The sequence below is a fragment of the Mesorhizobium shangrilense genome, from assembly GCF_028826155.1.
Lineage (GTDB): Bacteria > Pseudomonadota > Alphaproteobacteria > Rhizobiales > Rhizobiaceae > Arvimicrobium > Arvimicrobium flavum.
Map to the genome: position 1 here is coordinate 106,769 of NZ_JAQGPN010000003.1, position 20,585 is coordinate 127,353.

Genomic DNA, 20,585 nt, shown 5'->3' on the forward strand with positions numbered 1-20,585 from the left:
CCAGTTCTTCGTTCCCCCCTTTCTAACCAGTGGCTTTTGAAATGCCACCTTGCTCGCCTGCGACATGAGGACAGGGTTCCGGGCCGGTGCCTTTTGCCAAGGACGGGCCCATTCACCGCAGCGATGCGCGGAAGCGCCCGAGGGCGAAGGCGAACAGGATGGCGCCGATGGCCGCCAGCGCCAGGAACTGCGGCCACACCACCTCGATGCCGGCGCCGCGGAACAGGACCGCCTGGCCGAGGATGACGAAATGCGTGTTCGGCGCGGCCAGCATGATCGTCTGGATCGCTTCGGGCATGCTTTCGCGGGGCGTGGCGGCTCCCGACAGCAGCTGAAGCGGCATCAGCACCAGCATCAGGAGCAGACCGAACTGCGCCATGGAGCCGGCGACGGTGGCGAGGAACACCCCCATCGACGTGGTGGCGAACAGATGCAGCGCCGTGCCGACCAGGAACAGCGCGATCGACCCCTGGATGGGGACTTCGAGGGCGCCGCGCACGACAAAGACGATCGAGAGTGCGGCCGCGACCAGCACGACCAGCGCCATGGAGAGGATCTTGCTCAGCATGATCTCGGACGGCGTCACCGGCATTACCAGAAGATGCTCGATCGTTCCGTGCTCGCGCTCGCGGATCAGCGCGGCGCCCGTCAGGATGATCGACAGCATGGTGATCGACGAGATCACGTTGGAGAGCGCGCCGAACCAGCCCTTGTTCAGCTCCGGATTGAAGCGGGCGCGCAGCGCCAGGTCGATCGGCAGGTCGGCCTCTCCCCGGTAGCGGTTCATGAACGCGTCGACCTCGCCGGAGACGATCGCCTGCACGTAGCCGCCGCCGGTGAACGCCTGGCTGACGCGGGTGGCGTCGACATTGAGCTGGATGGTCGGGACGCGGCCGGCCAGCAGGTCGCGCTGGAAGTTCGGCGGAATGTCGAGCGCGAAGGTGTCGAGCCCGGCATCCATGCGGGCGTCCATCTCGGACTGGTCGATGATGCGGGGAACCACGAAGTAGGGCGGATAGAAGGCGGTGATGATGCGCGACGAGACCGGCGACTGGTCCTCGTCGACGATGGCGATCGCGGCGCGGTTCAGCGTCTCCGGCTGCGCGGTGGCCGCCGTATAGATCGCCGCGGTGAAGGCGTAGACGATCAGGATGAGCAGCATGCGGTCGCGCGCGAGGCCCCGCAGTTCCTTGACGCCGAGGTTGTAGACATTGGCGACGCGCATGATCAGGACGCCTGTTTTTTCAGGAGTGCCGTTCCCAGGATGAACAGCACCGGCACTGCGATGATCAGCGGGATGAACGAGCCGACGAGATCGCGAAACTCCAGCGCCTTGGAGAAGGTGCCTCGCGAGATGGTCATGAAATAGGTGGTGGGATAGATCCTGCCGATGAAGGCGCCGACACCTTCCAGCGAGGAGACCGGGTCGATCATCCCGGAATACTGCACGGCGGGGATGAGCGTGATCAGGGCCGTGGCGAAGATGGCGGCGATCTGGCTGCCGATGAAGCTGGAGATCACCAGTCCCATGCCGGTGGTGAAGATCACGTAGAGCAGGGCGGCCGCCGTGAGGGCGGGGAAGCTGCCGGTGAACGGCACGCCGAACACGAAGACCGCGCAGGCCGTCAGCATGAAGAAATTCAGCATCGCCAGCACGACATAGGGCGATTGCTTGCCGACCAGGAATTCCAGACGGGTGACCGGCGTCACGTAGAAGTTTACGATGGATCCGAGTTCCTTCTCGCGCACGACGCTGAGCACCGCCAGCATGGCCGGGATCATCAGGAGCAGCAGCGGGATGACCGCCGGCACCATCGCGACCAGGCTCTGCACGTCGGGATTGTAGCGGTAGCGTATCTCCAGCTGGAAACTGCCGATGTTCGCGGCGTCGCCGTAGCGTTCGCGCACCTTCTGCGCCAGCCACGTCTGGTGCATGCCCTGCACATAGCCCCTGACCGTCTCGGCGCGCGAAGGCATGGCGCCGTCGATCCAGGCGCCGATCTCCACATCCGTTCCGCGCGCCACATCGCGGCCGAAGTTCGGCGGAATCTCGATGGCGAGGCTGATCTCGCCATCCGCCATGCGCTTGTCGAGATCGGCATAGTCGACGATCGGATCGCGTTCGATGAAATAACGGGAGCCGGCGATCTGTTGCACATAGTCCCGGCTGACGGTGGTGTCGTCGCGGTCGAGCACGGCGAAGGTCAGGTCCTCGACATCCATGCTGATGCCGAAGCCGATGACGAACAGGAGCAGCACCGAGCCGATGATCGCCAGGCTGGCGCGGATCGGATCGCGCTGCAACTCCAGCGTCTCGCGGTGCGCATAGGCGAACATACGCCGGAAACTGAACGGGCTGTCGGCCGCCGCATGCGCCAGGACGCCGGTTTCGGACGGCGCCGCGGGGAGGGCTTTCGCCGCCGGTTGCGGGCCTTCCTCGATGGCTTCTTCGAGATAGGCCACGAATGCGTCCTCGAGCGTCGCGGCCTTCCTGTGCGCCACGATCGCGGCCGGGGTATCGCTGACCAGCACCTTGCCGGCATGCATGAGCGAGATGCGGTCGCAGAACGCCGCTTCATTCATGAAATGCGTGGAGACGAAGATGGTGACGCCGTCCTGCCGCGAAAGGTCCGACAGGATCTGCCAGAAACCGTCGCGGGCTACAGGATCGACGCCGGAGGTCGGCTCGTCCAGGATCAGGATCTCCGGCGAGTGGATCATCGCCACGGCGAGCGAGAGACGCTGGCGGATGCCGAGCGGCAGCGCGTCGGGCAGGGAATCCATGATGCCGTCCAGGTCGAACTTGCGCGCCATCTCCGCGATCCGGTCGGGAATGGCCTCCGCCGGCATGAAGAACAGGCGGGCATGCAGGTCGAGGTTCTGGCGGACCGTCAGCTCCGTGTAGAGCGAGAAGGCCTGGCTCATGTAGCCGACACGCCGGCGCACGGCGAGGTCGCGCGGATCGACTTCGCGGCCAAACAGCAGGGCCGTGCCTTCGCTGGCCGGCAGCAGACCTGTCAGCACCTTCATCGTCGTCGTCTTGCCGCAGCCGTTGGAGCCGAGGAACCCGAAGATCTCGCCGCGCGGGATCTCGAAGCTGACATTGTCGACCGCGGTGAAGTCGCCGAAGCGCACGGTCACGTTCCGTGCGGCGATGGCGATCTCGTCGTCCGCAAGCGCGGTTCTCGGCGGGATCGAGACCTCGCTGTGCCCCCGCCGCTTTGCTTCGGGAAGGAGCGCGACGAAGGCGGCGTCGAGATTGTCCGCGCCGGTCCTCGCGAGCAGGTCCGCCGGCGTCCCCGTCGCCAGGATCCGTCCTTCATCCATCGCGGCCAGCCAGTCGAATCGCGCCGCCTCCTCCATGTAGGCGGTCGCGACGATGACGCTCATGCCGGGGCTGTCGCGCCTGATGTCGTCGATCAGCTCCCAGAACTGGCGGCGCGAGAGCGGGTCCACGCCGGTGGTCGGTTCGTCCAGGATCAGCAGGTCGGGATCGTGGATGAGCGAGCAGCAGAGGCTCGTCTTCTGCTTCATGCCGCCCGACAGCTTGCCCGCCGGCCGCTCGGCGAACGGCGACATGCCGGTGCGCTCGAGCAGCATGTCGATGCGCCGCACGCGTTCCGCCCTGTCGTGCCCGAACAGCCGTCCGAAGAAATCGATGTTCTCGAAAACCGACAGCGTCGGGTAGAGATTGCGGCCGAGGCCCTGCGGCATGTAGGCGATGCGCTGATAGGCCCCGCGGCGGTGGCCTGCGTCCGCGATGTCCCCCTCGAGCACCTCGACACGGCCTTCCTGGACGACATGCGCGCCCGAGATCAGCGACAGCAGGCTCGATTTGCCGACGCCGTCCGGGCCGATCAGGCCGACCATGCATCCGCCCGGAATGTCCAGCGTGATGCCGTCGAGGGCGCGCCGCTTTCCGTAGGAGAGGCCGACGCCCTTGAGCCGCGCGACAGGCGCCACGCTGGTGCGCGCCGCGTCGGCTTCGGCTTCGGCGTCGATGGTCACGGCGCCAGCACCTGTTGGAGATGGGCCGGCCATTCCGCTTGCGGATCGAGCTTGACGTAGGCCACTCCCGGCAGGCCGGTCTTGACGTACTGGATGTACTTCTTGAGCAGTTCCGGAGAAATCTGCGCCTTGATCCGGAACATCAGCTTCTGGCGTTCCTCCTCGGTCTCTACCGTCTTCGGCGTGAACTGCGCGACGTCCGCGACGAAGCTCGCCTTCGCCGGGATGACGTACTGCGGGGCTGCGTCGAGGACGAGCCTGACCTCCGAGCCGACGGCGATGCGTCCGGCCTGTGCCGTCGGCAGGAAGAACGTCATGTAGACGTCGCCCAGATCGACGAGGTTGAGAACGCGGCCGCCGGCAGCCAGAACCTCGCCGGGCTGGGCCACGCGATATTGCACCCGGCCGGCGCGGGGCGAGCGCAGGACCGCATCGTCGATGTCGGCGTCGATGGCCTCGATCGCCGCCTGCGCGGCGTCGACGGCGGCCTCGGCGTCGATCACCAGCGCATTGGCGGCACCGACAGCGGCGTCCGTCGCCGCAAGCTGGGCGCGCGCGGCATTGACCGCAGCCTTGGCCTGCAGGGCCGCGGCGCGGTCGTTGTCCAGGATCTGGCGGGACACGTTGTCGGTGCGCACCAGTTGCTCCGATCGCGCCAGCTGCCTGTCGGCGTTGTCCTGCTGCGCCTCGCGCTGTGCGACGACCGCCTCGGCCGCCTCCCGCTCGGCCTGGCGCTGCGTCACCACGCTGCGCGCCGTGTCGACGCTGATCTTCGCCCGCTTCAACTGAGCTTCCGCCTGCCGTCGCTGCGCTTCGAGCTGGTCGGTGTCCATGCGCGCCAGGACCTGGCCGGCTTCGACGAAATCGCCGTCGTTGGCCAGGATCTCCTTGATGCGCCCGGGGATGCGGGCGGAAACGTCGATCTCGACCGCCTCGATGCGGCCATTGCCGGAGGCGATGCCCTCGGGCAGGCCGGGATTGGCGTATTGCTGCCACGCATAGTAGCCGCCCGCGAGCAGCGCGAAACCGAGGATGGTCAGAACCCAGTTCTTCCTGATGTTCATCGAGAGCGCCTCATCCTGATTTCACGCGAGGATCGATCCCCGGAGTGCACGTTCCGGTGAAGAACCGTCGTGAGGAGGCGGTTCCGGCCCGCCGAGAACACATCTGACTCGCGCCATCGGGAGCGCCGCTTCCGTAGTCGGATCCACCGTGCCCCTTGGAAGGCAGGGTTGCCCAAAAGCGCCGGTTGATCAAGGCTGACGGCGTTGACCCGGCCAGACCGGAAAAATAGCCTGCTGGACGGGGCCTCGAAGGCAGCTTCTTCGATGATGCAGCGAGGATGGAAGCGCATGGCGAGAGTAGCCGATGTCAGCATGCATCCACCGCGGAACGGCGCAGATCTCCAGGACTGGCATGCAGCCGCCGCTGCCGATGCCCTTGCCAGGCTGGCGACGAGCGCAAACGGGTTGGACCGCGACGAAGCCGCGCGACGGCTCAGCGCCAGCGGTCCGAACCAGCTTCCCGCCGCGCCGCGGCAGAACCCGGTTCTGCGTTTCCTGGGCCAGTTCAACAATGCGCTGATCTATGTCCTGCTGGCCGCGGCTGTCGCGGCGACGGCGCTCGGGCATCTCGTCGACGGCGCCGTCATCCTGGCGGTCGTGCTGGTCAATGCGATCATCGGCTTCATCCAGGAAGGCAAGGCAGAGCAGGCGCTCGACGCCATCCGCGACATGATCGCGCCGCATGCGATCGTGGTGCGGGACGGAGAACGCCACAAGATCGATGCGCGCCGCATCGTTCCGGGCGATGTCGTGGTCGTGGAGGCGGGCGACAAGGTGCCGGCCGACATCCGTGTCCTGAGGGCGCGCGGCCTGACGGCGGATGAGGCGATCCTGACCGGCGAGTCCGTTCCTGCCGACAAGATGGAGGAGCCGGTCGCCGAGGATGCTCCCCTGGCCGACCGGCGCTCGATGCTCTTTTCGGGAACCCTTGTGCCGACCGGACAGGGGATGGGCGTGGTGGTCGCCACTGGCTCATCGACCGAGATCGGCCGCATCTCGGGGCTCATCAGCGAGGTCGGCGCCGTGACGACGCCGCTGCTGGCGCAGATCAACCAGTTCGGCCGATGGTTCACATGGTTCGCCATCGTGATGGCGGCGACCCTGTTTGCCTTCTCCACGCTCGTGCGCGGCTACAACCCTGTCGATGCGCTGATGGTGGTCGTGGCCCTGGCGGTCGGCGTCGTGCCGGAGGGCTTGCCGGCGGTCATAACCATAACGCTGGCTATCGGCGTCCGCCGCATGGCGGCGCGCAATGCGGTGGTGCGACGCCTGCCGGCGGTGGAAACGCTCGGCGCTACGTCTGTCATCTGTTCGGACAAGACCGGCACGCTGACGAAGAACGAAATGACGGCGCGTCATGCCGCCACCGCGTCGGGCGTGATCCTGGCGACCGGTTCGGGATATGCCCCGGAGGGCAAGCTGACCGACCTGGCGGGCGGGGACCTGGCGTCCGATCCGGTGCGCGACGACCTGATGCGCGCGGGGCTGCTGTGCAACGACGCCGACCTGATCGAGAACGACGGTTCCTGGCGCGTGCGCGGCGATCCCATGGAAGGGGCGCTTGTCGCACTGGCAGCCAAGGCCGGACTGCATCCCGAAGCCGAGCGCGAGGCGTGGCCACGCGTCGATGAAATCCCGTTCGACGCCCAACACCGCTTCATGGCGACGCTCAATCGCGATCCGGCGGGCGGCTTGCGGATATTCGTGAAGGGGGCGCCGGAGCGCGTGCTGTCGATGTGCTCGCAAGAGGCCGGCGCCGCGCCCGACGCTCCGATAAACATGGAATACTGGCGGCAGCGTCTCGACGAGGCCGCGGCAAAGGGCGAGCGCCTGCTGGGCTTCGCGGTGAAGACGGCCCCACCCGACGTCGAGCGCCTGGACTTCGGCATGGTCGAGACGGGGCTCACCCTTCTCGGCGTCGTCGGTTTCGTCGACCCGCCGCGGGAGGAGGCGTTCAAGGCCGTGGCGCTGTGCCGTTCCGCCGGGATCGCGGTCAAGATGATCACGGGGGATCACGGCGGCACCGCCGTCGCGATCGCCCGCCAACTCGCCCTGGCCGACGAGCCGAAGGCGATCGAGGGCGTTGCCCTCGACGGCGCCTCGGACGAGGGACTGCGCAAGGTGGCGGAAGAGGCGAGCGTCTTTGCCCGCGCTGCGCCCGGCCACAAGCTGCGGATCGTGCGGGCCCTCCAGGCGAACGGACACATCGTCGCCATGACCGGCGACGGGGTCAACGACGCTCCTGCGGTCAAGCAGGCGGACGTCGGCGTCGCCATGGGCCTGAAGGGGACCGAGGCCGCCAAGGAGGCGGCGCAAATGGTGCTCCTCGACGACAACTTCACCTCGATCGTCGCCGCCGTCCATGAAGGCAGGACCGTCTACGACAACATCCGCAAGGTGATCGGCTGGACGCTCCCGACCAATGGCGGCGAGACGCTCGTCGTCATCCTCGCCATCGCCTTCGGGCTGGTGCTGCCGATGACGCCGGTCCAGATCCTATGGATCAACATGATCTCGTCGGTGACGCTCGGCCTCGTGCTGGCGTTCGAGCCTGCCGAGCCGAATGTCATGCAGCGTCCGCCCCGGCGGCGCGATGCGCCTATCCTCTCGCCGTTCCTGATATGGCGGGTGGTCTTCGTGTCGCTGCTTTTCACCCTCGCCGTGCTGGGCGTATTCGAATACGCGATCGGGCGGGGCTACAGCGAGGCAGGCGCGCGCACCATGGTGGTCAACACCGTGATGGTGCTGGAAATCTTCTACCTCTTCAACGTTCGCTACCTCCATATGACGTCGTTCAGCCTGATCGGCGCCGCAGGCACGCCGTCCGTGCTGGTGGCGGTCGCGATCGTCGTGGTGGCGCAGGTCGCGTTCACCTACGCCCCGTTCATGCACGCGCTCTTCGACAGCGCGCCGGTCGGGTTCACCGACGGCCTGCTGATCGTGGCGATAGGCGTGGCGTCGATGGTCATACTCGAGCTCGAAAAGATGGCGATGCGGCGGTTCTGGCCTGCCGCGTGGCGGGCCGACTGACCAGCTGCCGAATCCAGAAAGTCCCACCGTGAGGGCGGGAACCGGAAGAAGAGATGCTCAGGAGCCGACTTGGGACGAGAGCTCGTCGAGCCAGTCGAACCGGCCGGTACGGGGCTTGTATTCGGCGCCGAAATGCCCCTCGTAGCCTTCCCGGGACAGCGCTGCGAGCAGCTGCGCGATGTCGACGTCGCCATGGTCGGGCTCGGCGCGATCGGGAACCGAAGCGAACTGGACGTGCCCCACGATGGCGCGGTGCGTCCGATAGGCTTCGATTAAGTCATAGCCCATGCGCGCCAGGTGGTAGATGTCGAACATCACCCGGAGCGCCGGGTTGGCGACACGGTCGAGCAGGTCCGCAGCGTCTTCCAGGCGAGACAACAGATAGTCGGGCGCATCGAAGGGATTGAGCGGCTCGACGAGGACGCCCATGCCGGCGTCTGCGGCCAGAGCGCAGGCATAGTCGAGATTGGCCGCAAGGACGTCCCAATCGGCGCCGTCGCCCTTGCGTCCAGACATGACGTGCACGCTGCCGGCGCCGATGTCCCGGCCATAGGCGAAGGCCTGGGCAATGGCCGCACGCGCCTCCTTCTCCCGACCGGCCAGTGCACTCAATCCGTTCTCTCCGGAGGAGACGTCGCCCCGGATGGTGTTCAGGGCGAGAACCGGCAGGCCCGTGCGGTCGAGCGCGGCGCGCACGTCCCGTGCGGGCGTGTCATAGGGCCAGTGCAGCTCGACGGCGGAGAAGCCCAGCTCCGCGGCCGCCAGGATGCGCTCGGGCAGGGGCCGGTCCGTGAAAAGGAAACCCAGGTTGGCGGAAATCTTCATGTCAATACTGAACGTCGAAATGGGTGACGAGATCGGCAACCTGCTCTTTGGAGAGCGTTTTGGGGGACTTGCCGAAGGTGAGAAGCATCAGGCGCGCCGTTTCCTCGAACTCTTCCATGGCATTGACGGCGTCATCCAGCGTCTTGCCGGCGACCACGGGGCCATGGTGGGCGAGCAGGAAGGCGCTACGCGTGCCCGCGTGCTCGCGAACCGCGTCGGCCATCGCCGGATCCCCCGGCCGGAAATAGGGGAGCATGGCGACCCGGCCGAGCCGCATGACCGAATAGGCCGTCAGCGGGGGAAAGACGCAGTCCGGGTCTACTCCGGGCAGGATGGAAACGCCCACGGAATGTGTCGAGTGGAGGTGAACGACCGCGCCCGAAAGCTCTCCGCGCGTTTCATAGATGGCCGCATGCAGCGGCAGTTCCTTGGTGGGCCTGTCGCCGGAAACGTATCGTCCCGCTGCATCGAGCAGGGTCAGCCGTGCGGGGTCCAGCGTGCCCAGCGACGAGCCTGTCGGGGTGACGAGGAAACCTCCATCGGAGAGACGCAGCGAAATATTGCCTGAGCTGCCGCTGGTCAGGCCGCGCGCGAAGATCGAAGCGGCGAACCGGCAAATGGCGTCCCGCGATGCGGTTTGCTCGCTCACGCGCCTTCTCCCCTCAAAGCGGCGGCAGCCTTGGCAAAAAAGTCGATGTCGCCAAAGTTCCCTGATTTGAGCGCCAGCGCCCGCTCTTCGCCAAGAACCTTGACGACGGGCACGCCGGGCGCGATCTCCGGACCGATTTCAAAGCCCCTGATGCCAAGTTCCGTGACTATGGCCCCGCTGGTTTCGCCGCCCGCCGTGATCAGTCGCGTCACGCCCCGTTCGACCAGGGCCCTTGCGGTTCCGGCAAGGAGGTTCTCGAAGGCGGCGGCGATGCGCTCGCCGCCATGCTGCCGTTGGAGCGCGCGGACGGTGTCGGGATCGGCCGACGAATAGATCAGGGGGACGCGGTCGGTGTCCCGCGCCTGTTCGAGGGCCCAGTCCGCCAGGCCCTCGGCGGTGACGTCTCCCGCCAGCACCTCATCCGCCCCGAGATGCCTGGCCGGGTGCTGCGCCATGTGGGCGTCGATCTGTTCGCGGGTGCGCACAGAGCAGGACCCGGCGAGCGCCACGACCGTCCTGTTGGCCCAGCCGAGGTCCAGCGCCGATGCTTTCTGCCCCGACAGCGGAAAATTCTGCGCCAGCCCCATGCCGAGACCCGACGCGCCGCTGATCAGGATTTCGCCCCTGGCCGCCTGCGCCAGGGTCATCAGGTCGGCGTCGTCGAGCGTGTCGACGACGATGTGCCGGACCTCGTCCCGGGTGAGGCGATCAAACGCCGCCCGAACCGGTTCGACGCCGTCCCGGATGGTCCGGATCCCCACATGGCCGACCTTGCGGGCGGTCTGGCGGGAGAGCCAGCGGCGGATGTCCGGGTCCGTCATCGGGGTGAGCGGGTGGTTCTGCATGCCCGATTCGCTCAGCAGCCGGTCATTCACGAACAGGTGCCCTTGGTAGACGGTGCGTCCGGTGGCCGGGAATGCCGGGCACACCAGCGCCCGCGGCGCGTGCAATGCATCCATCATCGCGTCGAGCACCGGCCCGATATTGCCCTGCGGCGTGGAATCGAAGGTCGAGCAATACTTGAAATAGAACTGGCTGCACCCCTGGAGACGCAGCCATTCGAGCGCCTCCAGGCTTGCCGCGACCGCCTCTTGGACCGGCAGGGTGCGGGTCTTGAGAGCGACGACCGCCGCCTCCACGCCCGGCTGCGCGTCATGGCGGGGAACGCCGTTGTACTGGACGGTGTTGAACCCGGCCTTGGTCAAGGTGTTCGCAAGATCGCTGGAACCGGTAAAATCGTCTCCGATGCAGCCTAGGTACATGTCATGAAGCCCCTGGTCGTTGCCGGCAATCCTGGATGCGCGATCCCTGTTGTCGACCGCTAGAACAGCCGGATGTCAAGCTCGAACGGCCGGGTCCACGCGATCTGTATTGTCGAGGCCGCCGGATGGCGATGGTTGATGATCGCGTTCTCGTCCGGGCTTTCCGGCAGGGCCACGATCGCCGACGGCACGAAAAGCACCGCGGCGTCCTGGCCGGAGAGCCATGTATCGCCGATCTGCTGCGTTTCGGCTTCGCGACGACGCCAGTCGCCTGGGAGATCGGAGAGGGTCAGCCGCGCGACCGGCACGCCGTCCGGGACGTCGTAGGCAACCATGTCGAGCGCAGGCAGCAGCGTCGGGTCCTCGACATGCACCAGTTTCTCGAGGACGCAGAGCGAAGGCGAGGTGGAGACGTAGGTCGTCGCGTGGCCGGCCGTGTTCCACCGTCCGTCGAACCTCAGACCGTAACCGCCGTCGAAAACGCTTGCGAACTCATGGCCCGAAAGCCGCCAGAGCCGCATCAAGCGGCAGCGCCCCAGGCGATCTTGCCGAGGATCGTCTCGATGACGCGCGCGCCGGCTTCGGTCTGCGCGACGTTGAGCGGCATCTCGCCCCCGAGTTCCGCAAGCTGCTTGCGCAGCCACCGATTGGCCTTGCCGGGGTCGGCAAAGGTCTCTTCGGCAAGCGACTGGATGCGGGCAAGGCGCACGACGCGGTCGGATTCCTCCACCGTCAGCGGCTGGTTTCTTTCGGCGCGATGACGCCTGGTACGCTGCGGGATGACGAAGCGTTCGATTTCCTGCTCGCTGAGCCCCGCCAGGGACAGTCCCTTCAGCGACGCCAGCGGCAACCGCCGCTGCACCGCCATGGCGAGATCGGCCTGGGAGCGCACGTCCACGCCGAGAACCGGTGTCCCGCCCAGCTTGCGAACGACGTTTTCGATTACTGCGGTGGACGTGGCCATCTTCGATCTCCGGCAATCTGCCTATCATATTTAAGGCAAGTTGCCGCATATGCAAGAGTGCATCACGGCAACCTTGATAGCAGAGTGTCTTCGCCGCGCGGTTTGCGGGGCTTAGCCCGATCGGCGGCGTCGTCATAAGGTCGCGAGAAACGAACGGGTTCACGCCTTTCTCAGCCTGACCCGTCAGGCTGGCCGATCGCCTCTCATCACGACCCGAAAGCCGATGTTGCTGGTGCTGGTGCGGCGGTCGTTTCCCGTCCGGGCTGCGCAGCGATAGCGGTCGCAATAGCTCGCATGGCAGAGGTGCGAGCCGCCGCGCATCGACCTTTCGCCGCCGTCGTCGTGGAGCGGGTCGAGGGCAGGGGTCGTGCGATGATAGTCGGACGAGAACGTGTCCGCACACCACTGCCAGACATTGCCGACCGCGTTGTGAAGGCCAAATCCATTGGGCCTGTAGGCTGAGGCCGGTGCGGTCCCGATATGGCCGTCCTCGGCGGAATTCTGCGTCGGGAATCGTCCCTGCCAGATGTTGCAGCGATGTTCGCCAGCCGGCGTGAGTTCGTCGCCCCAGGGATAGAGCGCGCCCTCCAGACCGCCGCGCGCGGCATATTCCCATTGCGCCTCGCTCGGCAGCGATACGCCCGCCCAGCGGCAATAGGCTTGGGCGTCGTCCCAGCTCACATGGACGACCGGATGCCCGCCGCGGCCGCCGAGCGACGATTGCGGCCCCTCGGGCCTGCTCCAGCAAGCGCCTTCGACGGGATACCACCAGGGCGTCTCGCGCGGCACCTGCCGCACCTTGCGCTTCTCGAGCGGTGACAGGAGCATGTGGAAAACGCTCGACCAGCCTTCGCGTTCGGCCTGCGTGAGGTAGCCGGTGTCGGCGACGAAGGCGGCGAACTGGTCGTTGGTGACGGTCAGCGCGGCGATGGCGAAGGGCGACACCGTGACCCTGCGCTGCGGGCCTTCGCCGTCGTCGGCAAAACGGCCCGCCTCACTGTTACCCATCAGGAAGGCGCCGCCGTCCAGGCGACGCCAGTCGAATGCGGGCGCCGACCCGCTACGGCCAAGGGGAGCGGCCGAAGCCGGTCCCTCGCGCCGATCGTGCGTCGGCGTGCAGCATCCCTTGGTCATCGCGCTCACGCGCGGATCAAGCCTCTTCCTTCTCCCAGAAGGCGGTGCCCTGCTGGCTCGCCAGATAGGCCAGGATCGTCTCGCGGTCGATGACGCCGCAGCGATCGGCCCATGCCTGGTAGAGCGCCTTCAGTTCCTCGACCCGGTCCGGATTGCCGGCGGCCAGATCGTTCATCTCGGTCCGGTCGGCCTCCATGTCGTAGAGCTCCCATGGCCCGGGATACTTGCGCACGAGCTTCCAATTGCCGACGCGTACGGCGGCATTGCCCTCATGCTCCCAGAACAGCGGGCCGCGCTCGACGCCGTCGCCTTCGAAAGAGGGTACGAGGCTCGAGCCTTCGCAGGGCTGGATCGCGTTGCCCTTGTATTCTGCCGGATAGGCCGCGCCGGTGACGTCGAGAACGGTCGCCATCAGGTCCGGCAGTTGCCCCGGCGTGTGGCGCAGGCCGCCTTCCTCGATGCCCTGCGGCCAGTGGATGATCAGCGGCGTCGAGATGCCGCCTTCGTGGATCCAGTGCTTGTAGAGCCGGAACGGCGTGTTGGAGAGGTTGGCCCAGGCCGTCTCGTAGCTCTGGTACGTGTCCTCGGCGCCGGGCATGATCGAGCGATCGTTGCCGAAGCGGACAGGACGTCCGTCGCGCGTCTTCTCCTGCGCGATCATCAGATTGTCGACGAGTTCGCGCACGGGCACGCCTTCGGGGATATCCTCCGCGCAGGCGCCGTTGTCGGAGAGGAACACGATCATCGTGTTGTCCATCTGGCCGGTCTCCTCGAGCGCGTCGAGAATGCGGCCGATGCCCTGGTCCATCCTGTCGATCTGGGCGGCATAGACCTCCATGCAGCGCAGGAGCCATTCCTTCTCCTTGGCGTCGCGCCACGCCGGCTGGGTAGGGTCGCGGTCGGTCAGCATCCAGGAGGCGTCGATGATCCCGGCGCGCACCAGCCGTGCAAGCCGCTCCTCGCGCAAATTATCCCAACCCGCATCGAACCGGCCCTTGTAGCGCGCGATGTCCTCGTCATGCGCATGAAGCGGCCAGTGCGGCGCGGTGTAGGCGACATATTGGAAGAAGGGACGGTCGGCGTGGTCGCGCGCATGGTCGCGGATGAAGTCGGCGGCCTGATCGCTGATCGCGTCGGTGTAGAAGAATTCCGGATCGTTCACCGCCTCGTGCTCGACATTCTCGTTGCCGCGGGTGAGCGTGTTGGGGTGATAGAAGCTGCCGGCGCCGATGATGGTGCCATAGAATTCGTCGAAGCCGCGCTGCAGCGGCCAGGCGGGCGAGGGCTCGGTCAGGCTCTTGGCGACGTGCCACTTCCCACTGAGATAGGTCCGGTACCCGGCCTCGCGCAGAACTTCGGCCATGGTCACGCAGTTTGTGCCGAGATCGCCGGTGTAGCCTTCCGGCCCGGTGTCGTAGGTCAGGATGCCGATGCCGGTCTGGTGCGGGTGGAGGCCGGTCAGCAGCGAAGCGCGCGACGGGCTGCAGCGGGCCGTGTTGTAGAACTGCGAATAGCGCAGGCCGGCAAAGGCGAGGCGGTCGAGATTGGGCGTCTCGACCTCGCCGCCATAGCAGCCGATGTCGGAGAAGCCCATGTCGTCGTTGAGGATGATGACGACATTGGGCCGGACGCCCTTTTGGTCGGCAGTGCTCATTGCAGATACTCCGGATTGGACGTTCAGTTGCCCGCGCGGCGGGCGAGCTTGATGGCGAAGCGGAAATACTCGGGGACGTAGACGGAGCGCAGCAATTCAAGCGCTCGCCCGCTGGTCGACACGGTGAGGCGCTCCATCGACAGGAGTGCGCGTCCCGGCTCTATACCGAGCAGCCGGGCCGTCGCCTCGTCGGCGACGACGGCGCCGATCGTCTGGTCAGCTTCGTGGATGGTCAGGCCAAGGTCGTCCTCGAAGACGCGGTACATCATGATCGATTCCAGATCGCGATGCTCGAGTTCGAGGCCGATGTCCGGCGGGTAGAAGGCGTGCTCGATGGCGACGGGGATGTCGTCGGCGGTGCGCAGGCGGTGAAGGTGCCAGACGGCGCGCTCGGCAAGCTTCTCGCTCACCTCCGCGTCCTGCCGGTTGATCATGCCCTTGTCGAGAATGCGCGCCCCGGCCGCATAGCCGGCCTCGCGCATCGTCTCGCTGAAGCCCATCAGCCGTCCGACCCAGTTCTCGACTGCCGCCGAGCGAAGGAAGGTGCCGCGTCCGCGCTCGCGCGAAAACATTCCCTCGTCGACCAGCGGCTTCAGCGCCGTGCGGATGGTGACGCGGCTGACGCCGAAATGCGCGCCGAGCTCGGCTTCGGTCATAAGGCGGCCTTCCGGATCGACAAGCGAGCCGGCGAGCGCATCGCGCCGGATCGCATCGCGGATCTGGATGTGCAGCGGCACCTTGCTCGACGCATCGATGCGCGGCGTTTCCGGTGAAAGAGCCTGCCGGCTCATGCGTCGATCCTCTTGCGCGTTCCGGCATCGAAGAGATGCACGTCCTGCGGCGCCACCGTGATCGCGACCTTGTCGCCTTCGACGAAGGGCCGACCGTCGGAAATTCGCGCGCGGATCGGCGCATCGTCAAGCCTCAGCTCAAGGATCGCCGTGTCGCCGAGATTCTCGACGAATTCGACCGTCGCCGCGCGGCCCGATGCGCCGACATGGACGGCTCCCGGGCGAACGCCCACGACAACATCGCGCGCGGCCATCCAGCCGGGGGCGGCGACGAGCGGCTGTCCCGCCACGACGACCTGCCCGTCCTCGACGCGGCCGGGAAGCAGGTTCATCGGCGGGCTGCCGATGAAGGCGGCGACGTCGACGCTGTTGGGGCGGGCGAAGACATCGGCCGGCCGCCCGATCTGCTGGATCTCGCCCTCCATGAAGACCGCCATGCGGTCAGCGAGCGTCATCGCTTCTTCCTGGTCGTGGGTGACGTAGACGGCCGTGACGCCGAGGTCGCGCTGCAGCCGCTTCAGTTCGGCCCGCGTCTCCAGACGCAGCTTGGCGTCGAGGTTCGACAGCGGCTCGTCGAGCAGGAACAGCTTGGATCGGCGCACGATGGCGCGCGCCAGCGCGCAGCGCTGCTGCTGGCCGCCCGAAAGCTGTCCGGGACGGCGATCAAGCAGTTGGTCGATGCGAACCTTGCGCGCCGCCTCGCGGACCAGCGGCTCGATCTCGGCCCTGGACTTCTTCTCCATCTCGAGCGGGAAGGCGATGTTCTGGGCGACCGTCATGTGCGGGTAGAGCGCGTAGGACTGGAACACCATCGCCACGTCGCGCTCACGCGCGTCCTGTGCGGTCACGTCCTGGTCGTCGAGCAGCACGCGGCCGCGCGTCGGCATGTCGAGACCGGCAAGGATGCGCAGTGTCGTGCTCTTGCCCGAGCCCGATGGGCCCAGAAGCGCGAAGAATTCGCCCGGCTCGATCTCGAAGTCGACGCCCTTCAGCGCGGCGAAGGTGCCGTGCATCTTGACCACGTCCTCGAAGCGGACTTTTCCCTGGCCACTCATCGGCGCCCTCCACCCTTGACTGCGCCTACGGTGAGGCCCTTGACGATATGCTTTTGTGCGATGATGCCGAGGATGACGACCGGCAGCATGGCGAGGACGGAGACCGCCGCAAGCTGTGTCCAGAGGGTCTGCTCGACAGAGACGAAGTTGAACATCGCGATCGTGACCGGGCGCACGGTATTGCCCGAAAGCACGACTGCGAAAAGGAACTCGTTCCAGGCATTCAGGAAGACGAAGACGACGGTGACGGCGATGCCGCCCTGGACCTGCGGAAGGATGATCCTGCGCAATGTCGTCAGGCGGCTCGCGCCGTCGACGGCAGCGGCCTCCTCCATCTCGAACGGGATGTCCTCGAAATAGGAGACCATCAGCCAGATCGCGAAGGGCAGCGAGAACGACAGGTAGATCAGGATGATGCCCTGATAGGTGTCCATCCAGCCGATGTTCCGCAGGATCAGGAAGTAGGGGATGATGATGCCGACGGGCGGCAGCATCTGGGTCGCCAGCACGTAGAAGCCGGCCCATCGGCTTCCCGGCACGCGCAGCCGCGCCAGCGCATAGGCGGCGGGGATGGCGATCAGCATGGTCAAGACCGTCGTTCCGGCCGAGATGACGAAGCTGCTCCACAGGTTGGGCAGGATCGATTGCGGCCCGAAGATCACGTCGCGATAGGCCGCGAACGTCGGCTCGAAGAAGAACTTCGGAGGATAGGCCAGCACGTCTCGTTCGTTCTTCAGCGAGTTGAGAACCGACCACAGGATGGGGAAGGCCCAGGCAATCACGAAGAGGCCGGTGACGACCAGGAGGCCGATGGCGCGAAGATGCTTCGTCTTCACTTCGCCCTCCGGATCAGGAACAGGACAGCCGAGATCAGTATGGTGACGATCAGGAGCGCGACGGCGAGCGCCGAGCCGTAGCCCATCGACAGCTCCGTGAACGACTTGCGGTAGGCGTAAAGATTGAGGATCTCGGTGGCCGTGCCCGGGCCGCCGCCCGTCACCGTGAAGATGGCGGCAAACGCCGTCAGCGCCACCATGGTGCGCATGATGACGACCATGACGATCGCCGGGCGCAGAAGCGGAAGCGTGATGCGCCAGAACCTCTGCCAGGGGCCGGCGCGATCGATGCGCGCTGCTTCGTAGATGTCGTCGGGCAACGAGGCGAGGCTTGCCAGCAGCACCATGAAGGCGAACGGCGTCCATTGCCAGGTGTGGATGACGATGACCGAAACCAGGGCCAGGAAAGGATCGCCGAGCCAGTTCTGGCTGCCGAGACCGGCCGAAATCGACAGATAGTCGATGACGCCGAATTCGGGCGTCAGCATGAAGCTGCGCCAGACCATGCCGACGACGGCCGGCGAAAGGACGACGGGAAGGATGGCGATGAAGCGGAACAGGCCCTGGCCGCGCTTCATGTTCATGACGAGCAGCGCGAGCGCGAGGCCAAGTGCGACCTGCGCGATGACGGTGGTCACAGTATAGATCATGCTGACCGACAGCGTCTGCCAGAAGCGCGGATCGGCGAGGAGCTGAGTGTAATTCTCGAAGCCGACGAACCCGTCCATGAACGGCATGGCGAGGTCCATGCGGAACGTGCTCGTCCAGATCAGGTAAAGCAGCGGAAAGGTGGTCGTTGCGCCGAGCGCGACGAAGGCCGGCGCGAGCAGGGCGACCGCGAAGCGCCGCTCGCGTTTCGCCATGACGTCGACATGGCCGGTGGCGGGCGGGGAAAACGCCGCCCCGGATTGGGCGGCGTCGGAATAGGCGAGCGTCATCGGGTCAGCGCATCATCGGAGCGATGCGCGCCTGCGCATCGTCGAGCGCGGCCTTGACCGTCGCCTGCCCGGCAAGCGCTGCCTGGATCGCGGTGGCGAGCGTGTCGCCGATCGCGGGCCATTGCGGGGCGCGCGGACGCCAGTTGACGTCGGTGTCGTTCTCGAGCGAGGCGAGCGTCGCCTCGACGAAATTGTCGCCGAAGGCGCTGACGGTCTTCACATATTCCGGATCGCGCCACAGCGAGAGCCGGTTGACGCCCGAACGCTTGGCCGGGCCGTCGAAGCGGTAGGACGTGCGCGCCTGCGTCTCTGCCGACGCCGCCCACTGGATGAAGAGCCAGGTTGCGGTCTTGGCTTCGTCGCTGAGCTTCGCGTTGATCGGCATACCCCAGTTCCAGATCGACGAAACCCGCTTGCCCGACGGGCCCTCCGGCCAGCGCTCGTAGGCGATCTTGCCGACGACGGTAGATTTCTCCGGATTGTTGATGACCGAGGCCGAGGAATGGGCGTCGACATAGGTCGCGATGGTGCCCTGCGAGAAGGCGTCGGCGATGTCCGGCCAGTTCCAGTTCTGGGCCGCCGCCGGCGCGTAGCTGCGCATGGTGTCGACATACCAGGTCAGCGCCTGCTCGGCTTCCGGGCCATTGACCACGAGCTTGCCGTCCTGGAACCACTCGCCGCCGAAGGCGCGGAAGAGCGAGGAGTAGATGTAGACGTTCTGGCCGGCGCCAGCGACGCCGCGCAGCGCCGCGCCCCAGACGCGGTTGTTCGGATCGTGCAGCGCGGCCGCATTGGAGGCGAACTCGTCCAGCGTGGCGGCCGGCTTCAGGCCCTTCGCCTCGTAGAGGTCCTTGCGCATGACCTGCAGCGTGACCTCGCCGTCGTAGGGCAGGCCGAGCAGCGAGCCGTCGACCGAGTTCGCCTCGCGCCAGGCGGGGACGACGTCGTCGAGCGCGAACCATTTCGCATCGGTCTTCGCCGGGTCTTCGACGAAGCGATCGAGCGCCTCGACCCACCCGTTTGAGTGATACAAATTATAATACATTGGGTCGGCGGCGTGGGTCGCATAGGTGCCGGTGCCTGACGTGAAGTCGAGGACGCACTTCTGGCGGATCTGCGCCGGCGGAATCTTCTCGTAGCGCACGGAGATACCCGTCAGCGCCTCGAATTGCGGGGTGATGGCGGCCAGATTGTCGAAATAGGCGGCCGGAATGACGGCGACCGTGATCTGCTGGCCGGATGCCTGCTTCCAATCGATATTCGCCGATTGGTATGGCGCCAGATCGGCAGCCTGCGCGCCGGCGCGGCGGATGTAGGCCGGCATGGCAAGCGCGGTCGCGCCTGCAGCGGCGCCGGCGAGAAAGCGCCGACGATCAGTGATGAAGTTCATGATTTCCCTCCCGAGCGCAGCAGCCTCTCGCTGCAATTTCGATCGGTAATTGGAATGTAGTAACAAGTCAACATTGTCATACCTTGCAGTTGAGGTTCTGCGCAGCCGCCCGGAGCGGCCGTGGCGTTACTGCTGTCACGAGCAGGTCACCGTTTCCGGGACACCGCCTCTCCGGGACAAAGGCGCAGGGCTTCATGGCGGTGGAAAGATGGCCCTCCAGGCCGGTTTCGGCCCAGGCTCGCCTGACGATTGGCGCGGACCCGACCGGTGAAAAATCCGATCGGGACGCCTGCACACAATTTGGTGAATTGAACTTCTGTTGCACTGCACCTATAATAAACAACCGGTTGGAAATTAATGAACAGAACAGGTGCGAAGACATGGCCCGTCCGAGGGTGATCGAGCAGAGCGACATTCTCGACGCGGCAGAGCGCGTGGTCATCCGCGATGGCGCAGCGCAGTTGACGCTCGATGCCGTCGCGGCGGAGGCCGGCATCAGCAAGGCCAGCGTCATCTACGACTACAAATCCAAGAAGCAGCTCGTCAACGCGGCCATCAAACGGCGCCTGGATGCGGAAGCGCAGCGGATAGCGGCAAGCACGGCCAGCCTGGGCTCGGCGCCAAGCGCGGCCATCAATGGCCTCATTGCGGCGGCCGCCGAGCCGATCCGCGACGAGGTGAGGGCCGTCGCCGTAAACCTGGTCGCTGCCCTGGCCGAGGATGCCGAGGCGCGCGGCTACGTAGAGGATGTTTACGTCCGGATGATCGCATCGGTCACGGAGACGGCGGCAAACCCGCGCGGCGCCATACTCGCGTTCCTGGCTCTGGAGGGGCTCAAGAGACTTGAACTGCACAACCTTCATTCCTGGTCGGATGAACAGCGCGCGGACATACTGCGTGACATCCGATGGCTGGTCGACGCGGAACACCTCCATTCGCGTTCGGCCAGCGAGCCGGCCGACGGCTGACCGCCCGTCGCCGGCTC

17 protein-coding genes are annotated in these 20,585 nt (G+C 66.3%); 2 read left to right on the plus strand and 15 right to left on the minus strand.

Annotated elements, in window-relative coordinates:
- Window positions 1-112: 112 nt before the first annotated feature.
- From PD284_RS25075 to PD284_RS25085, 3 genes are read right to left on the minus strand one after another with little or no spacing between them, the layout of a single operon-like run.
- Window positions 113-1,225: an ABC transporter permease gene (locus PD284_RS25075; RefSeq protein ID WP_274631068.1), complete on the minus strand. Its 1,113-nt coding sequence runs from the start codon at window positions 1,223-1,225 to the stop codon at window positions 113-115.
- A gap of 2 nt (window positions 1,226-1,227) precedes the next feature.
- A complete protein-coding gene (rbbA, locus tag PD284_RS25080) occupies window positions 1,228-4,041 on the minus strand; it encodes a ribosome-associated ATPase/putative transporter RbbA (protein WP_411956293.1) in 2,814 nt (937 codons plus the stop codon).
- Window positions 4,005-5,072 carry an HlyD family secretion protein gene (locus tag PD284_RS25085; RefSeq protein ID WP_274631069.1) on the minus strand — a complete coding sequence of 356 codons (1,068 nt, stop codon included), beginning with the start codon at window positions 5,070-5,072 and terminating at the stop codon, window positions 4,005-4,007. Before PD284_RS25085 ends, rbbA begins: the two co-directional genes overlap by 37 nt.
- Window positions 5,073-5,360: 288 nt before the next feature.
- Between PD284_RS25085 and PD284_RS25090 the strand changes: the two genes are divergently transcribed.
- A complete protein-coding gene (locus tag PD284_RS25090; protein WP_274631070.1) occupies window positions 5,361-8,102 on the plus strand; it encodes a cation-transporting P-type ATPase in 2,742 nt (913 codons plus the stop codon).
- 57 nt (window positions 8,103-8,159) lie between these two features.
- On the opposite strand, the gene PD284_RS25095 is transcribed toward PD284_RS25090, so the two are convergent.
- From PD284_RS25095 to PD284_RS25150, 12 genes are all read right to left on the minus strand, one after another.
- Window positions 8,160-8,927 carry a hydroxypyruvate isomerase family protein gene (locus tag PD284_RS25095; RefSeq protein ID WP_274631071.1) on the minus strand — a complete coding sequence of 256 codons (768 nt, stop codon included), beginning with the start codon at window positions 8,925-8,927 and terminating at the stop codon, window positions 8,160-8,162.
- Between the two features lies 1 nt (window position 8,928).
- Entirely contained in the window at window positions 8,929-9,576 is a 648-nt protein-coding gene (gene otnC / locus PD284_RS25100; RefSeq protein WP_274631072.1) for a 3-oxo-tetronate 4-phosphate decarboxylase, read from the minus strand.
- Entirely contained in the window at window positions 9,573-10,838 is a 1,266-nt protein-coding gene (otnK, locus tag PD284_RS25105; RefSeq protein ID WP_274631073.1) for a 3-oxo-tetronate kinase, read from the minus strand. The genes otnC and otnK overlap by 4 nt, the downstream gene beginning before the upstream one ends.
- 59 nt (window positions 10,839-10,897) lie before the next feature.
- Entirely contained in the window at window positions 10,898-11,359 is a 462-nt protein-coding gene (locus PD284_RS25110) for an RES family NAD+ phosphorylase (protein ID WP_274631074.1), read from the minus strand.
- Window positions 11,359-11,802 (minus strand): antitoxin Xre/MbcA/ParS toxin-binding domain-containing protein, encoded by a 444-nt coding sequence (locus PD284_RS25115; protein WP_274631075.1) that lies wholly within the window; start codon window positions 11,800-11,802, stop codon window positions 11,359-11,361. The genes PD284_RS25110 and PD284_RS25115 overlap by 1 nt, the downstream gene beginning before the upstream one ends.
- A gap of 183 nt (window positions 11,803-11,985) precedes the next feature.
- Window positions 11,986-12,936 carry a formylglycine-generating enzyme family protein gene (locus tag PD284_RS25120; protein WP_274631149.1) on the minus strand — a complete coding sequence of 317 codons (951 nt, stop codon included), beginning with the start codon at window positions 12,934-12,936 and terminating at the stop codon, window positions 11,986-11,988.
- Window positions 12,937-12,952: 16 nt separating this feature from the next.
- Window positions 12,953-14,590, minus strand: a complete 1,638-nt coding sequence (locus PD284_RS25125) for an arylsulfatase (protein WP_274631076.1) — start codon at window positions 14,588-14,590, stop codon at window positions 12,953-12,955.
- Between the two features lie 23 nt (window positions 14,591-14,613).
- Window positions 14,614-15,381 carry a GntR family transcriptional regulator gene (locus PD284_RS25130; RefSeq protein WP_274631077.1) on the minus strand — a complete coding sequence of 256 codons (768 nt, stop codon included), beginning with the start codon at window positions 15,379-15,381 and terminating at the stop codon, window positions 14,614-14,616.
- A complete protein-coding gene (locus tag PD284_RS25135; RefSeq protein WP_274631078.1) occupies window positions 15,378-16,436 on the minus strand; it encodes an ABC transporter ATP-binding protein in 1,059 nt (352 codons plus the stop codon). The genes PD284_RS25130 and PD284_RS25135 overlap by 4 nt, the downstream gene beginning before the upstream one ends.
- Window positions 16,433-17,272, minus strand: a complete 840-nt coding sequence (locus PD284_RS25140) for a carbohydrate ABC transporter permease (RefSeq protein ID WP_274631079.1) — start codon at window positions 17,270-17,272, stop codon at window positions 16,433-16,435. Before PD284_RS25140 ends, PD284_RS25135 begins: the two co-directional genes overlap by 4 nt.
- The gene (locus tag PD284_RS25145; RefSeq protein ID WP_274631080.1) at window positions 17,269-18,210 is read right to left on the minus strand and encodes a carbohydrate ABC transporter permease; all 942 of its coding nucleotides are present in this window, start codon (window positions 18,208-18,210) and stop codon (window positions 17,269-17,271) included. Before PD284_RS25145 ends, PD284_RS25140 begins: the two co-directional genes overlap by 4 nt.
- 4 nt (window positions 18,211-18,214) lie before the next feature.
- A complete protein-coding gene (locus tag PD284_RS25150) occupies window positions 18,215-19,600 on the minus strand; it encodes an ABC transporter substrate-binding protein (RefSeq protein ID WP_274631081.1) in 1,386 nt (461 codons plus the stop codon).
- 194 nt (window positions 19,601-19,794) lie between these two features.
- Between PD284_RS25150 and PD284_RS25155 the strand changes: the two genes are divergently transcribed.
- Window positions 19,795-20,568, plus strand: a complete 774-nt coding sequence (locus tag PD284_RS25155) for a TetR/AcrR family transcriptional regulator (RefSeq protein WP_274631082.1) — start codon at window positions 19,795-19,797, stop codon at window positions 20,566-20,568.
- Window positions 20,569-20,585 lie beyond the last annotated feature (17 nt).